This is a genomic window from Aliiroseovarius sp. S253 (assembly GCF_049800855.1).
Lineage (GTDB): Bacteria > Pseudomonadota > Alphaproteobacteria > Rhodobacterales > Rhodobacteraceae > Aliiroseovarius.
Map to the genome: position 1 here is coordinate 791,652 of NZ_JBNAFW010000001.1, position 14,168 is coordinate 805,819.

15 protein-coding genes are annotated in these 14,168 nt (G+C 57.6%); 5 read left to right on the forward strand and 10 right to left on the reverse strand.

Translation table 11 applies throughout. The features are described 5' to 3' along the window. Nucleotides 1-85: 85 nt before the first annotated feature. The 6 genes from ACP15F_RS03945 to secG all read right to left on the reverse strand — a co-directional run bounded on the left by ACP15F_RS03945 (nucleotide 86) and on the right by secG (nucleotide 4,329). The gene (locus tag ACP15F_RS03945; protein ID WP_424939534.1) at nucleotides 86-526 is read right to left on the reverse strand and encodes a TerB family tellurite resistance protein; all 441 of its coding nucleotides are present in this window, start codon (nucleotides 524-526) and stop codon (nucleotides 86-88) included. A 49-nt stretch (nucleotides 527-575) separates the two neighbouring features. Then, entirely contained in the window at nucleotides 576-869 is a 294-nt protein-coding gene (locus tag ACP15F_RS03950) for a DUF1330 domain-containing protein (protein WP_424939535.1), read from the reverse strand. Nucleotides 870-883: 14 nt separating this feature from the next. Next, entirely contained in the window at nucleotides 884-1,561 is a 678-nt protein-coding gene (locus ACP15F_RS03955) for a hypothetical protein (protein ID WP_424939536.1), read from the reverse strand. Then, entirely contained in the window at nucleotides 1,558-1,947 is a 390-nt protein-coding gene (locus ACP15F_RS03960; RefSeq protein WP_424939537.1) for a TerB family tellurite resistance protein, read from the reverse strand. Before ACP15F_RS03960 ends, ACP15F_RS03955 begins: the two co-directional genes overlap by 4 nt. A 96-nt stretch (nucleotides 1,948-2,043) precedes the next feature. Next, nucleotides 2,044-3,687, reverse strand: a complete 1,644-nt coding sequence (locus tag ACP15F_RS03965) for a CTP synthase (protein ID WP_424939538.1) — start codon at nucleotides 3,685-3,687, stop codon at nucleotides 2,044-2,046. A 270-nt stretch (nucleotides 3,688-3,957) separates the two neighbouring features. Further along, complete coding sequence (secG, locus tag ACP15F_RS03970) at nucleotides 3,958-4,329, reverse strand: preprotein translocase subunit SecG (RefSeq protein ID WP_424939539.1); 372 nt, start codon at nucleotides 4,327-4,329, stop codon at nucleotides 3,958-3,960. Nucleotides 4,330-4,512: 183 nt separating this feature from the next. Between secG and ACP15F_RS03975 the strand changes: the two genes are divergently transcribed. Continuing rightward, on the forward strand, nucleotides 4,513-5,808 hold the full coding sequence (locus tag ACP15F_RS03975; protein ID WP_424939540.1) for an adenylosuccinate synthase: 1,296 nt from the start codon (nucleotides 4,513-4,515) through the stop codon (nucleotides 5,806-5,808). A 4-nt stretch (nucleotides 5,809-5,812) separates the two neighbouring features. After that, nucleotides 5,813-6,091 carry a DUF2842 domain-containing protein gene (locus tag ACP15F_RS03980; protein ID WP_424939541.1) on the forward strand — a complete coding sequence of 93 codons (279 nt, stop codon included), beginning with the start codon at nucleotides 5,813-5,815 and terminating at the stop codon, nucleotides 6,089-6,091. 52 nt (nucleotides 6,092-6,143) lie between these two features. Here ACP15F_RS03980 and ACP15F_RS03985 read toward each other — a convergent pair whose 3' ends face one another. Further along, a complete protein-coding gene (locus tag ACP15F_RS03985) occupies nucleotides 6,144-8,198 on the reverse strand; it encodes a hypothetical protein (RefSeq protein WP_424939542.1) in 2,055 nt (684 codons plus the stop codon). A gap of 142 nt (nucleotides 8,199-8,340) precedes the next feature. On the opposite strand from ACP15F_RS03985, the gene ACP15F_RS03990 reads away from it, so the two are divergent. Continuing rightward, nucleotides 8,341-9,024, forward strand: coding sequence for a thiamine diphosphokinase (locus tag ACP15F_RS03990; protein WP_424939543.1), 684 nt, complete (start codon nucleotides 8,341-8,343; stop codon nucleotides 9,022-9,024). 18 nt (nucleotides 9,025-9,042) lie between these two features. Here ACP15F_RS03990 and ACP15F_RS03995 read toward each other — a convergent pair whose 3' ends face one another. The 3 genes from ACP15F_RS03995 to ACP15F_RS04005 form a co-directional block, all read right to left on the reverse strand. Continuing rightward, nucleotides 9,043-10,422, reverse strand: coding sequence for an L-serine ammonia-lyase (locus tag ACP15F_RS03995; protein ID WP_424939544.1), 1,380 nt, complete (start codon nucleotides 10,420-10,422; stop codon nucleotides 9,043-9,045). 111 nt (nucleotides 10,423-10,533) lie between these two features. Further along, complete coding sequence (locus tag ACP15F_RS04000; RefSeq protein ID WP_424939545.1) at nucleotides 10,534-10,887, reverse strand: YbaN family protein; 354 nt, start codon at nucleotides 10,885-10,887, stop codon at nucleotides 10,534-10,536. Between the two features lie 69 nt (nucleotides 10,888-10,956). Then, nucleotides 10,957-11,640: a glutathione S-transferase family protein gene (locus ACP15F_RS04005; RefSeq protein WP_424939546.1), complete on the reverse strand. Its 684-nt coding sequence runs from the start codon at nucleotides 11,638-11,640 to the stop codon at nucleotides 10,957-10,959. A 126-nt stretch (nucleotides 11,641-11,766) separates the two neighbouring features. Here ACP15F_RS04005 and rpiA point away from each other — a divergent pair, with 126 nt between their 5' ends. After that, nucleotides 11,767-12,549, forward strand: a complete 783-nt coding sequence (gene rpiA / locus ACP15F_RS04010) for a ribose-5-phosphate isomerase RpiA (RefSeq protein WP_424939547.1) — start codon at nucleotides 11,767-11,769, stop codon at nucleotides 12,547-12,549. A gap of 137 nt (nucleotides 12,550-12,686) precedes the next feature. Beyond that, nucleotides 12,687-14,054, forward strand: a complete 1,368-nt coding sequence (gor, locus tag ACP15F_RS04015) for a glutathione-disulfide reductase (protein ID WP_424939548.1) — start codon at nucleotides 12,687-12,689, stop codon at nucleotides 14,052-14,054. Nucleotides 14,055-14,168 lie beyond the last annotated feature (114 nt).

Sequence of the window (14,168 nt, forward strand, 5' to 3'; positions counted from 1 at the left end):
GAGATCAACACGGGGTAGAGCGCGGGCGAATTTGCCAGCACTCCGATGGGGAGATGGATTCGGATTGGTAAGGGGATTTGCGGGTTTACAGGGCCTTTGCGGCGCGTTGTCGGGCCAGATTGCTGTCCATATCGCTGATCCCCAGAAACCGGGGAATCATCCGCATCAAGGCATCCTCTTCCGAGGCGCGTTCCCCGTCGGTCAAAACGACAGTCCAGGCGGCCTCTAGAATGGCGACGCGGTCCTCTAGTGGCACGGCGTCCCTTACGGCGTTCGTGAAGCGGACGGTGTCGGGTGCGGTGGCTTCCAGATCTTCTGCTTCGGCCCTTAACGACGCGGCTTCGGCATCTGTAAGCCCATGTCTCTGTACCAAAATCCGGTCGATCGCGCGCTTTTCGGAGGCGTCGTAATCGTGATCAGCCCGTGCAAGCCGGACAAGAATGGCAGCAACGGCCAGTCGGGCATCGCTGTCCTGAAGTGGCTGAGGGGCGGGTTGGGTCAGTTTATCCAGAAGAGATTTCAGCATTTGTCTAATGTGGGCACGGCGCAAGAAAAGCCAAGTCCAATTCCTTCACTTATCCGTCATAGCCTTCGATGATGATGATATCAGCCTCTGATACCGGGTCGCGGAAGGCTTTTGCCGCCTGATAGACATCGCTGTTGTAGCAATCAAGCGCGGCCTGATAGCTGGGAAATTCGATAACGACATTGCGCGCGCGCGACTGTCCTTCGACGGATTCAAACTCACCACCCCGGATCAGGAACCGCGCGCCATATGCCTCAAATGCGGCGCCGTTGGCTTTGACATAGTCTTGATAACGCTCAAAGTCGTCCACATCTACGCGACCGATCCAATATCCCTTGGCCATGAGAGGCTCCTTTCTCAGTTGGTGTGACTGTCCAGTGAATAACGGATGTCGTCAATCGCAATTCCGCCGGGGTCTTGGTGCGAAAGCGTGATGGCAGAGATCGGAGCCGTGCTGAGAAACCCAAAACTGTGCACACCATGCGCAGGTGTAAGGTGCTCGACATGAAGCAGCGTGGCATCCACCCCATAGAAGTGCAGCCAGACCGAGCCCGGAGAGGGGCGGCTGCCCAGTGGGTCGTCATAGTCCAGATGCAGGCGCAGAGCGAATGACGGGATTGGCGCGTCAAAATTGATCGCTAATGTACCTTCCCCCCGACCCGATCTTTGCGCGAACCCGTTTGGTCCAATCGGAAAGGCCGCGTTGGAGCCAAAGCCAGCGTGAAACGCGATGGCTATTGGCGGGCGGGGCGGTGTCGGCTCGACACGGATAGGGGACGTTGGCTGCCCGACCAGAACCGCAAAAGTGTCTTTGGTCCCAAGGGTTTGTCCGACCAAGGCTGACCCGACTAAGGCACCGGGCGTTTGGAATGTGCTGGAAATGACTTGTCCCGGTTCAGGCAAAACCGGGAAGCTTTCGAAATCAATCAGACCAGATGTGGTTCGGGCGACCTGATCATACGGCACCTGAGTGATTGGATTAGCCGTTGCGGGGGACGCACACAGGCAGAATACGATGATCGCCGCCGGCTTCATTCCACCGAGATGTCACTGCGCGGCACACCAGCTGCGTCGGCCACTCGGGAAACCAGATCGGCCTCTTCATCGCGCAAAACGCCATCCGCCAATGACACTTGCCAAAGGGCCGTGATGATCTTGACCCGTTGCTCCAAGGGCATCATATCCTGAACGGCTTTGGCCAAGTCCTCGGTCGTGCCGGCTGTTTTTTCCTGCCCTTCGCACACGGCGCGCAGTTTTGCTGCTTCGATCGGGGTCAGGTCATAGTGACGGGCAAAGAGGCGATCAATCCGGGCAATTTCAGCCTGAGCATAATCCGCATCCGCCCGCGCCAGTCGCACCAGCAAGACCCCCATGGCGCGCTGTGCATCTTCGGTCCAACAAATCTGTTCAGCGTTCGGCATCGGCGGCTCCTTCATCTTTGAAAAACCGTAAAACACGCGCCACACAAAGAAAAGGGCGGGGAAATCCCCGCCCTGCTTTGTTCCGTTAGGTCAGGCTTAGACCAGTCGTTCGATCTCTTTCGCGGCGCGCACGAAATCAGCAAACAGCGGTGCCGGGTCGAAGGGTTTGGACTTCAGTTCCGGGTGGAACTGAACGCCGATGAACCACGGGTGATCTTCCCATTCGACGATCTCTGGCAGGCGCCCATCCGGTGACATGCCCGAGAATTTCAGCCCACAGGCTTCAAGCTTCTCTCGGTATTTCGCATCGACCTCGTAACGGTGACGGTGACGTTCTTCCAATTCCGTGCCGCCGTAAATCCGTGCCACGTTCGACCCTTCGGCAAGCGTTGCGGAATAGGCGCCCAGACGCATCGTGCCGCCTTTGTCGTCACCCACCTTGCGCTTGACCTTGTAGTTGCCCTGCACCCATTCTTTCAGGTGATAGATAACCGGTGTGAAACGGGTTTCGCCCGCTTCATGGTCGAATTCTTCAGAGCCAGCGTCTTTGATCCCAGCAACATTACGCGCGGCCTCGACCACGGCCATTTGCATGCCCAGACAGATGCCCAGATAGGGAATCTTATGCTCGCGGGCATATTGCGCCGCTTTGATCTTGCCTTCAGTGCCGCGTTCGCCGAATCCGCCGGGAACCAGAATGGCGTGGAAGCCTTCCAGATAAGGGGCGGGATCTTCCTTGTCGAAAGGCTCGGCATCGACCCATTCCAGCTTCACGCGGGTTCGGTTGGCCATTCCGCCGTGGGTCAGTGCTTCTTTGATGGACTTATAGGCGTCCTCAAGCTGAGTGTATTTTCCAACGACAGCCACGCGAACTTCGCCTTCGGCGTTGTGAATACGATCTTCGACGTCTTCCCATCGGCGCAGATCGGGTTTCGGAGCGGGCGCGATCTGGAACGCATCCAGCACGGCCTGATCCAGACCCACATTGTGATACGCCATGGGCGCTTCGTAGATCGATTTCAGATCATAGGCCGGAATAACGGCTTCCTGACGGACATTACAGAACAGGCCGATCTTGGCGCGTTCCTTGTCGGGAATCGGGTGTTCAGAGCGGCAAACCAGCACATCGGGTGCGATACCGATCGAGCGCAGCTCTTTGACCGAGTGTTGAGTTGGCTTTGTCTTCAGCTCGCCGGAGGCCGCCAAATAAGGCAACAGGGTCAGGTGCATGAAGATACACTGGCCACGCGGACGTTCCTGACTGAACTGACGGATGGCTTCAAAGAAGGGCAGGGCTTCGATATCGCCGACGGTGCCGCCGATCTCGCACAGCATGAAGTCAACTTCGTCATCGCCGATTTCGATGAAGTCTTTGATTTCGTTGGTCACATGCGGGATGACCTGAATGGTTTTGCCCAGATAGTCGCCACGGCGTTCTTTCTCCAGCACGGTGGTGTAGATCCGGCCCGAGCTGACCGAATCTGTATTGCGTGCAGCCACGCCGGTGAAGCGTTCATAGTGACCCAGGTCCAGATCGGTCTCGGCTCCATCGTCGGTCACGAACACTTCGCCATGCTCAAACGGGCTCATCGTGCCGGGGTCGACGTTCAGATAGGGATCGAGCTTGCGCAGACGAACTGTATAGCCGCGTGCCTGCAGCAGCGCACCCAACGCAGCCGAGGTCAGACCCTTGCCCAAGGATGAAACAACACCGCCGGTGATGAAGATGTAACGTGCCATGTGGTTGGCTGCCCCCGTGTTACTGGCGTCGTTGCGCCGAAATAGCTGGTAAGTGGATACGCAAACAGCAAGCAGAAAACACCGCTGCGAATCCGATCCTCACGGGATTAAAGATATAATCGATTCCGGCGTCCCGCGCAACCGGATCGTCTAGATAATGGGGCGGCATCGCGCCCTGCATCTAAGTGTTGTGTGGGTTGTCTATCGCCCGGTTTTCAAAGTGAAAACCGGATCAACAGTTTGGAGCGGGCAGAGTGCGCTGCCCGAAAATCAGTCCGCGCGCGGCGGAGCCAGGCTTTCGTCGGTATTCACCGGCGGCAGCAGGTCGCTGACATCCGGAACCGCAGGAACGGTTTCACCTTCAGCGGCCGGGGCTTCAAGACCCAGCGCATCCACTACCGAGCTGTCAGCCGAATTCTTAGCCGAAATGATCGTCAGCGAGATCGACGTCACCAGGAATGCAATCGCAAAACCCCAGGTCAGTTTGCCCAAAGCCGTGGCAGCACCACGCGACGACATCACGCCGCCACCGCCGCCGCCGCCACCAATGCCAAGGCCACCGCCCTCAGAGCGCTGCAAAAGCACGATCCCGATCAGCCCAAGGGCAAGGATCAGGTGAATGACGAGGATGACGTTTTCCATATGGGGCGTTTCCCGTGATTTGGGTTCGTTCGATCTGCCGGGGTATGTAGGCGAAAAGAACGCAGGGTGCAAGCCGCAGCAGGCAGGATCGAGACCTTTCTGCATTCGCAGCAAATACTCCTTTCGCTGGGGAAGATGTGCAGCTATACCGGGCCGGGTTTTCTTTGAGATAGGAAAAAGACCATGGCCAATGTCGTTGTCGTAGGCGCCCAATGGGGCGATGAAGGAAAAGGTAAGATCGTTGACTGGCTCAGCGAACGTGCCGATGTGATCTGCCGATTCCAAGGGGGTCACAATGCGGGCCATACTCTTGTTATCGATGGAGCGGTTTATAAGCTGCATGCGCTGCCCTCGGGTGTTGTGCGCGGTGGCAAGCTGAGTGTGATCGGCAACGGTGTCGTGTTGGACCCGTGGAACCTGTTGAAGGAAATCGAAACAGTTACCGCGCAAGGCGTTGATATTTCGCCGGAAACGCTGATGATCGCGGAGAACACCCCGCTGATCCTGCCGTTCCACGGCGAATTGGATCGGGCGCGGGAAGAAGCCGCGTCGAAGGGCACCAAGATCGGTACCACCGGGCGCGGCATCGGTCCGTGCTATGAAGACAAGGTGGGCCGTCGCGCCATCCGCGTAGCCGATCTGGCAGACCATGCCACGCTTGAGGCCCGCGTCGACCGTGCGCTTCAGCACCACGATCCGCTGCGCAAAGGTCTGGGCATCGAGCCGATCGACCGTGACGCGCTGATCGCATTGTTGAAAGAGGTCGCACCTGCGATCCTGAAATTCGCCGCTCCGGTCTGGAAGGTGCTGAACGAAAAGCGCAAATCCGGCAAGCGGATCCTGTTCGAAGGTGCTCAAGGCGCGCTTTTGGACATTGATTTTGGCACCTATCCCTTTGTGACGTCCTCGAACGTGATCGCAGGGCAGGCGGCCACTGGTGTGGGCATCGGGCCGGGTTCGATCGACTATGTTCTGGGCATCGTGAAAGCTTATACGACTCGCGTAGGCGAGGGCCCGTTCCCGACCGAGCTGGACGATGATGACGGCCAGCGCCTTGGTGAACGTGGGCACGAGTTCGGCACTACTACCGGCCGCAAGCGTCGTTGTGGTTGGTTTGACGCGGCTTTGGTTCGTCAGACCTGCGCAACGTCGGGCGTGACCGGCATTTCGTTGACGAAGTTGGACGTATTGGATGGCTTCGAGACGCTGAAAATTTGCGTTGGCTACGATCTGGACGGTGAGCGTATGGATTACCTTCCCACCGCGGCTGATCAGCAAGCGCGTTGCACGCCGATCTATGAAGAGATGCCCGGCTGGTCAGAATCGACCGAAGGCGCACGCAGCTGGAATGATCTGCCCGCCAACGCGATCAAATACGTTAAGCGCGTAGAAGAACTGATCGAGTGCCCCGTGGCCCTTCTGTCCACCAGCCCGGAACGGGACGACACCATTCTGGTGACTGACCCGTTCGCGGATTGATCTGATGGCGCTGGGATACAAGGCTCGCAAACGGCTGGCACTTCTGGTGCTGGTCGTCGGGCTGCCGCTTTACATCGTCGCGGCGGTGTTTGTGGTCAGCCTGTTCAATCGTCCGCCCATTTGGCTCGAGTTCATCGTTTACGCTGTGCTTGGGTTTGTTTGGATGCTGCCGTTGAAGCAGGTTTTTCTGGGGGTCGGTAAAGCCGATCCCGACGAGGACGAGGCGAACTATCCCCATGATCCAGCCGGGAAATATGCCCTGAAGGACAAGAAAGACCCTTAAAGAAAAAAGGCCCCGTAAACGGGGCCTTTTTTGTATCTGAAGCTGTCGTCGATTAGGCGGTTTGCAGTCCGCCCTGATCCACTGCAGTCAAGGAATAGCATCCCTGAGCCACTTTGATGATGTCTCCATCACGCAAAAGGCGGCCAAATGCGCGCAGGGCATCCTCGCGCGAAATGCTACCAGGGACATCCAGCTGCGTTACCAGTTTAACAACCTGCGGGCGGTTGAAATGCGTTTTCCCCGAAGATTGTGTGACGAACGCGGCGGCGGCGCGCATGTAGCCAGCAATATCTGAGTGGTCCACATCAGCGGCAAAGGTCGTGAACGCGTCCAACTCGGCGTTTGTACTGGTTGCAGGCTCTGCGTCCGGATCGGTACCGGCAGCACCGGGACGCTTGCGCGAGGTGCTCACATTGACGCGACGCGGACGGATCACCCGATCCCGTGCTGCGGTTGCAGTCGGGTCCTGTTCTGCATCGGTCTCTTTGATACGCTGTTCTGAAACCAGCACCAACGGCGAGGCGCGGCGCGGTTCTGGCGCATTGGTTGTGGTTGCTTCCGGGCTCGCCGGTTTAACGGCCTGTGCCAAATCGCTGCGATAGGGCGTTTCCACTTCTTCTTCGGCTTCACCCTTATCTGCACCACTGGTCAGATCGGCGCGGGTGGCTTGAACAGCGGCCTTCAAGTGGCTGATCGAGTTGCGACGGCGTGAGGCATCCTGATCGTCCATGTGGGTGTTGGTCTCGGCCAGAATACGCTCCAACGCGGTATCGTCCTGAGTAGCTTCCTGTTCGTCGAAAACCTGTGCCCGACGCTCGCGACGTGCATCCACGCGGCTTTCTGCTTCCATCGTCGACAGAAGTGCCTCGATCTCGTGATGAAGTTCACTTTGCGGGACCGTTTCGGCGTCCTCGGCGGGTGTGTCCTCATCAACTTTGGCTGAAACCTCTTGTACGGCGACGCGCAGCGTGTCGTCCAGTGACAATGGCGGCAGCGGAGCAACGGCCGCGAAGTCGGGCGCGTGTTCCTGCTCGGCTTCGGCCTGTGCTTCAAGTTCGGCACGGGTTTCGGCTTCAAGCTGAGCCAGCTCTGCGGCCAGATCAGCTTCGTCCTCGGCGGTCAGGGCAGGAATATCTTCCTGCATGGCGTCCGAAACCTCAACAACTTCGATCTCGGTTGCGTCTTCAATGCTGTCGCTTCCAGGCGTGTTGGTTTCTGCAACAACAACGTCTTCCCGGCCATCATCAAGCCGCTGACGTTTTACGCGCAGAACACGCGATACCTGAGCAGCTTCGTCCATTGCGTCATCACTGCCGTCCTCTTCTTCGATCGAAGTCGTGTCCATGGCGCTTACGGCCATGGCAGCGCCAAGGGAAGCAGCGAGCGTGGAAGAGACACGGTTTTCGTCGATGTCCAGATCGGCGCCCAGCGTTTCAGCATTGGGCGCGCCATCATCGTTCATCGCAATGCGGTCTTTTACGCGCTGACGCTTAGCATCGCGGTCAGCGGTCTCGGACATCGGTTCTTCTTCTACTTTTACTTCAGAAGCATGTGCGTGATTGCTGATCAGCTCTTCGATATCGTTCAGGTCGTCCAGATCGGCCGGAGATGACTTCGCCGCGCTGGCAGCATGTTCATCTTCAAGGAATTCGTCTGAAGCTTCGTAGTCATCCAGTGCTACGGCGCGCAAACGGGAAAGTTTGGACAGGGCGTCATCTTCGCTCAGATCATGTGCGGCGCCGGCCTCGTTTTCACGAGGGATCTCTTGAGGCTCGGCGACAGCGGTGTCCAATTTTGACACGGTTGCCTGAGTCGCAACAGGTGCTGCAGCTTCCTGAACGTTCAGGTCTTCGTCGCTCTGGCGCAGGATAATGCCTTTATCTTCAACCTGAGCATCAACTTGCTTCAGCGACTCACGCTCTGCGATCTGGTGCAGCACTGCAGTATCAGGTGCGACAGGCTCGGCTCCGAAAGAGCGATCTTTCTCAGCGAGGCCACGGAAATACTCGGCAATCGACTTCATCGCACCGAAAGGATCATCAAATCCTTCCAGCGTGCATGAGAACGTGCCATAGGAAACCGTGAGGATCTTGTTGTTGTCCACCATTTAAAACTCACTTTCTCAACCAGTACGACGACAATAGTACATTTAGCTATGTATGCTGTTAAAATTGCGCAAAAGAGCGAAGTAGGCGAGGCCATTTTGTGACCGAATTGTGGCAGTTGTAAGGAGTGGGGCCAATTTTTCCATGAGTTGTCAAATCTCGAATCTGGACGCCGGTGTCACTTTACTTGGTGGAGGGCAGTCTTCTGCACAAGACCTTGAAGAAGCGTTAACTATGGCGCCAAATCTGTTTGGCGTTGATGGCGGCGCAAACCGCGCGGTCGAGTTGGGCCTTGATTTATTGGTGGTTTCGGGGGATTTCGATTCCATTGCCGACGAAACGCGGGCGCTGCTGGACCCTTCGATTGTGATCGAGACTCCGGATCAGAACCGCACGGATTTCGACAAGGCGCTGGATCTGGCAGATGCCCCAATTGTCCTCTGTGTCGGTTTTACAGGCAAAAGGATGGACCATCAGCTCGCGTGTTATTCGGTTTTGGTGCGACAGGCGCGAAAACCAGCGATTCTCATTGGTGAAGAGGACATTTGTTTTCACCTGTCCAACGACATCATTCTGGACCTGCCAAAGGGCACCCGACTGTCTCTGTTTCCGATGGCACGCGTGATCGCAAACGGAAGCGGCTTGCGTTGGCCTGTTGATGGATTGGAGTTTGCACCTTGGGGACAGATTGGTACCTCGAACGAGGTGACGGACAGTCCGGTTAAGCTTTCAGCCGAAGGGGACGGGCTTTTGGTCATTCTGCCACGTGCGTTCTTGCGTCAAGCCGTGCGCGTTCTGTGGCAGGGCGATCAGGCGCTCTGTCCGTAAACTCGGCCATGTCGCGGCTCAGCAATTCGGGACGTTAACCGCCAGACCTCCCAGAGAAGTTTCCTTATACTTTTCCATCATGTCCTGCCCGGTTTCGAACATGGTTTTGATGCAGGCATCCAGTGGCACCAGATGGGTTCCGTCGCCACGCAACGCGAGGGACGCGGCAGACACCGCCTTGATCGCACCCAATCCGTTACGTTCGATGCACGGCACCTGAACAAGTCCGCGCACTGGGTCACAGGTCAGGCCCAGATGATGTTCAAGCGCGATCTCGGCCGCGTTTTCAACCTGCTCTGGCGTGCCGCCCATTACGGCGCACAGGCCCGCAGCCGCCATGGCGCTGGCCGATCCGACTTCAGCCTGACATCCTGCTTCGGCACCCGAAATCGACGCATTGTGCTTGACGATCGCCCCGATGGCCGATGCGGTCAGCAGGAAATCGTGGATGCGCGAGGGCACGGCACCCGGAACGTGGTTCAGCCAGTAAAAGACAACTGCAGGCAATACGCCCGCCGCGCCGTTGGTCGGGCTGGTGACGACCTGCCCACCGGCTGCGTTTTCTTCGTTCACCGCCATGGCATAGACGCTCATCCAGTCGTTGATCGTGTGTGGGGCGGTCAGGTTCAGGCCCTGTTCGGCAATCAGACTGTTATGGATCGCCTTTGCGCGCCGCTTGACCAACAGCCCGCCCGGTAGAATACCGTCATTCGCCAGACCGCGCTGAATGCAGTCCTGCATGACCTCCCAGATCCGGTCGAGCTTTTCTGCAAGGGATGTTGGTCCCATATGAACCAGTTCATTGGCGCGTTTCATGTCCGCAATGCTTTTCCCCGAGGCCTTCGCCATCTCAAGCATCTGCACCGCATTCTCAAATGGATACGGATGGGTTTGTGCGTCTTCGGCGTCCAATGTGGCCTCTTGAGCCTGTTCCGCCTCGGTCACGACGAAACCGCCACCGATGGAGTAATAAGTCTCGCGGACCACAACGTCGCCCTGCGCGTCGGTTGCCATCAACTGCATGCCATTGGCATGGCCTGGCAGAGGGTGTTCATAGTCAAAGACCAAGTCGGTTTTCGGAGCGAAGTTTAATGTGCCCAGCCCTTCGGGTGACACGGTGCCGGTGGCGTCGATGACAGCGAGAGCGGCCTCGGCCTTGGCATGGTCATAGCTGTCTGGCAGAAATCCGGCCAACCCCAGAACGGTGGCGCGGTCGGTGGCATGGCCCACGCCGGTAAAGGCTAGGGACCCATGCAGCGAGGCTTTCAAGCCGTGCACCTTGAACGGTTGGCTGCGCAGCAGGTCCAGAAAACGCGCACCCGCCACCATTGGCCCCATCGTGTGGGACGAACTGGGGCCGACCCCAACCTTGAACATGTCAAATACAGACAGGAACATTTTGACCTCGCTTGGTTTTACCAAACCATTCTGCGTGTGTTTCGGCAAATACGTGCGTGAAAAAGCGACAGTTTTTGCGCCAATCGCGTTGTGCCCCGCCTAAGGTGTCGGTCAGTCTGGACGCGTCAGGACGAACGCTGCACCTGCCCCCATCAACGAAGCTTGCAGAAGCAACACCCACCACGGTGCTCCCAAGATCAAGGAAATGACGAAAACTAGCGCCATCATACTTACGGCCAATGTCTTGGCCCTGCGCGAGATCGCGCCGCGTTCTTCCCAGTCCCGGATGGCGGGGCCGAAATGGGCGTGATCGATCAGCCAAGCCCGCGCGCGTGGGCTACTGTTGCCAAAGGCGAAGGCTGCGATCAGCAAGAACGGCGTGGTGGGCAAAACGGGCAGGATGACCCCTAAAAGGCCAAGCGCGACGGCGCACCACCCGAGAGTGAGATAGAAAATCTTGCCCATGACCTGCGCCTAAGTTGATGAACGCGCAGTTTCTGCCGCGGTCAGTAGATTGTCCAGATGCAACTGGTATTAGAGCGCCACACCTTCAGGCGGATTGGCCGGAGATGGATGGCTGAGAGGTGTCGCTCCTAGACCCTCGGCGTCGACTGCTGCTTGCATCGCCGGGCGCGCCTCGATCCGCTTGGCAAGGGATTTCAGGTGCGGCCAGTTGCTCAGGTCAAACCAAGATTCATTCTGCAGGTAAAGCGCGAACCAACGAAGAGGGGTGGCAACATAGTAATCCAGCGCGGTTGGGTCCTCGGACCCGAGCCACGCATGCCCTTCGCCCAGTAGTGTCTCGTACCGATCCAGATGTCCGCGCAGACGTTGTGCAACTATGCTGCGGTAGTCTTCGACAGGGCCAGTGGTAAACCGTTCGGCATAGAAATGCTGGCGCAGATCCATCTGCAGTCCGTTCGATGCCACCATCATCCACGACAGAAACGCCCCACGATCTGGGCTGTCCACTGCGGGGGCCATCCGTCCGGCGCGATCCACGAGCCACAAAAGGATGGCTGCGGTTTCAAATACCACGCCATGTGGGGTCTCGAGCGCTGGGATCGTTCCCATGGGATTGACCTTCAGATAGGCCGGGCTTTGCTGAGCGTTGCTGCTGCGGTCGACCAGAACGGTTTCATAGGGCTCGCCAAGTTCTTCCAGCACAAGCCGGATGATCAGCGATGCGTTGTCAGGGGCATAGTGAAGTTTCAACATGTCGCGACACAATCAAATCTAAAGCTGAGTGACCAGAAAAAACGTGCGCATTTGGCTCGGCTCTCGCCAACATGGGGACGGGACCGTATAAAATGCGCAAAAGTTGCATGGTTCTAGGGATTCGTTATGTCCGCAAATCTTTCGCCTATCGATACGGCCAAAAGCATTGCTGCCAGATACGCAGTACAGTTCGTCGAGGACGGAATGCGTGTTGGACTGGGTACAGGTTCGACATCCGCATGGATGGTCAAATATCTTGGCGAACGTGTGAAAGAGGAAGGGTTGAAGGTCGTTGGCGTTCCTACTAGCCGCCGCACAGCCGAGCTGGCTCAGAGAGCGGGACTTGCCCTTACGACGTTGGACGACGCCAAGTGGCTGGATCTGACCATTGATGGAACCGATGAATATGATGCCGAGCTGACCCTGATTAAGGGTGGCGGCGGGGCATTGCTTCAAGAAAAGATCGTCGCTTCCGCTTCGGATCGCATGATCGTGATTGCGGATCAGTCGAAATCGGTCGCGCAGCTCGGGGCTTTTCCTCTGCCGATCGAGGTCGTTCCCTTCGGACTTCAAACCACCCGGGCGACGGTCGAGGCGATGCTGGACGGGATGGATGTACTAGGCTGGGAAGCCGCTTTGCGGATGGTCGATGACGCTCCTTTTGTGACGGATGAAGGCAACCATATTATAGACTTACACCTGAAACGGATCGGCGACCCGCGCCATTTGGCGCTTGCGTTGAACCACATTCCGGGTGTCGTTGAAAATGGTCTGTTTATAGATATTTGCGACATGGTGATCTCGGGCCACGGGGATGGCCGCATCGAAGTGACTGATCTGACGGACGGCACTTTGAACGAGGTTTTGGTGGATCTTGGCGAAGACGCAAACATTTTCGCGGATATCTGACTGGGGTCAGACGCAGAAACGTGATCAATGTGACAATTCCGGGGGTGGAAAGCCCAGCCGCAAGCACCTAGCTTTCAGCGGATGCAAACCCTGATGTGATGCACACCCAATGGGGTGGGACGTGAAAGGCAATGGATATGAGCGGATTTGACTATGACCTCTTTGTAATCGGTGGTGGTTCGGGTGGCGTGCGCGCTGGTCGTGTTGCGGCCGAAGGTGGCGCGAAAGTTGCGCTGGCCGAAGAGTTCCGGATGGGCGGCACATGTGTCATCCGCGGCTGTGTGCCGAAAAAGCTGATGGTCTTTGCCTCGCAACATGGTCCAGCGGCGGCGGATGCCGCGGCATATGGGTGGCAGGGCAACGAACGTGGCGAATTTGACTGGAAGGGCACCTTCCGTCCCGCGCTTCATGCCGAGCTTGAGCGGCTCGAGGGCATCTATACCCGCAATCTGGGCAATTCGAGCGCGGATATTTTCCATGCGCGCGCCGTTGTGAAAGACGCCCACACGGTCGAACTGTCCACGGGCGAGACATTCACTGCCAAGCACATTCTTGTGGCCACCGGCGGCCGGCCCTTCATCCCTGATACCCCCGGCGCGGCCGAACTGGGCATCACCTCGAACGAAGTGTTCAATCTTGAGGACTTCCCGAAGCGGATCCTGATCGTGGGTGGCGGTTACATCGCGACCGAGTTTGCCTGCATTTTCAACGGTCTGGGCAGCCATGTGGCGCAATGGTATCGCGGCGCGCAGATCTTGCGCGGATTTGATGATGAAGTGCGTGGCTTCCTTGCTGAACACATCCGCGAGCGTGGCGTAGACCTGCATGTCGGCCTTGAAGTTGAGCAGATGGAGAAACGTGACGGCGCCATCTGGGTCAAAGGCACCGATGGGCGTGAAGAAATGTTCGATCAGGTGCTATTTGCCACTGGCCGTGTCCCGAACACCGATGGGCTGGGTCTGGAAGAGACTGGCGTGAAGCTGGGCCGTGGCGGCGAAGTGGTCGTGGATGACTACAGCCAGACCTCGGTCCCGTCGATCTATGCGGTGGGCGATGTAACCAACAGGATCACCCTGACACCGGTCGCGATCCGCGAAGGCATGGCTTTCGTCGAAACCGTCTTCAACGGCAACCCGACGAAGCCAGATCACGAAAACGTGGCCTCGGCGGTGTTCACCCAGCCCGAATACGGCACGGTGGGTCTGTCCGAAGAAGACGCCCGCGCGCAGGAAAAGATCGACGTCTATTGCGCCGCTTTCCGCCCGATGCAGAAAAGCTTCATCGGGTCGAATGAGCGCGTGCTGTTCAAGCTGATCGTCAGCCAAGAGACCCAGAAAGTGCTGGGCGTTCATATCGTTGGCGATGGCGCAGGCGAGATGATTCAGCTAGCTGCTGTGGCTGTCAAAATGGGTGCAACCAAGGCAGATTTCGACCGAACCGTCGCCGTTCACCCGACGATGTCGGAAGAGATCGTGTTGATGAAGTCACCCACGCGCAGCGACTGATCTCGGCTTTTAGTTGTTTAAACGTATGAAAAGGGGGCGCATTGCGTCCCCTTTGCCTTGAAATTCCGCGCCCGAAGGGCCAGTTATGAGCGCGAAACCCTGTTTTTAAGACGG

Coding starts and splice junctions, on each gene's coding strand:
- ACP15F_RS03980 (WP_424939541.1), top strand. CDS start 5,813: ATGGCGCTGGGATACAAGGCTCGCAAACGGCTGGCACTTCTGGTGCTG.
- ACP15F_RS03950 (WP_424939535.1), bottom strand. CDS start 869: ATGGCCAAGGGATATTGGATCGGTCGCGTAGATGTGGACGACTTTGAG.
- ACP15F_RS03985 (WP_424939542.1), bottom strand. CDS start 8,198: ATGGTGGACAACAACAAGATCCTCACGGTTTCCTATGGCACGTTCTCA.
- ACP15F_RS03960 (WP_424939537.1), bottom strand. CDS start 1,947: ATGCCGAACGCTGAACAGATTTGTTGGACCGAAGATGCACAGCGCGCC.
- ACP15F_RS04005 (WP_424939546.1), bottom strand. CDS start 11,640: ATGTTGAAACTTCACTATGCCCCTGACAACGCATCGCTGATCATCCGG.
- ACP15F_RS03945 (WP_424939534.1), bottom strand. CDS start 526: ATGCTGAAATCTCTTCTGGATAAACTGACCCAACCCGCCCCTCAGCCA.
- ACP15F_RS03975 (WP_424939540.1), top strand. CDS start 4,513: ATGGCCAATGTCGTTGTCGTAGGCGCCCAATGGGGCGATGAAGGAAAA.
- ACP15F_RS04000 (WP_424939545.1), bottom strand. CDS start 10,887: ATGGGCAAGATTTTCTATCTCACTCTCGGGTGGTGCGCCGTCGCGCTT.
- ACP15F_RS03965 (WP_424939538.1), bottom strand. CDS start 3,687: ATGGCACGTTACATCTTCATCACCGGCGGTGTTGTTTCATCCTTGGGC.
- ACP15F_RS03995 (WP_424939544.1), bottom strand. CDS start 10,422: ATGTTCCTGTCTGTATTTGACATGTTCAAGGTTGGGGTCGGCCCCAGT.
- secG (WP_424939539.1), bottom strand. CDS start 4,329: ATGGAAAACGTCATCCTCGTCATTCACCTGATCCTTGCCCTTGGGCTG.
- rpiA (WP_424939547.1), top strand. CDS start 11,767: ATGTCCGCAAATCTTTCGCCTATCGATACGGCCAAAAGCATTGCTGCC.
- ACP15F_RS03990 (WP_424939543.1), top strand. CDS start 8,341: ATGAGTTGTCAAATCTCGAATCTGGACGCCGGTGTCACTTTACTTGGT.
- ACP15F_RS03955 (WP_424939536.1), bottom strand. CDS start 1,561: ATGAAGCCGGCGGCGATCATCGTATTCTGCCTGTGTGCGTCCCCCGCA.
- gor (WP_424939548.1), top strand. CDS start 12,687: ATGAGCGGATTTGACTATGACCTCTTTGTAATCGGTGGTGGTTCGGGT.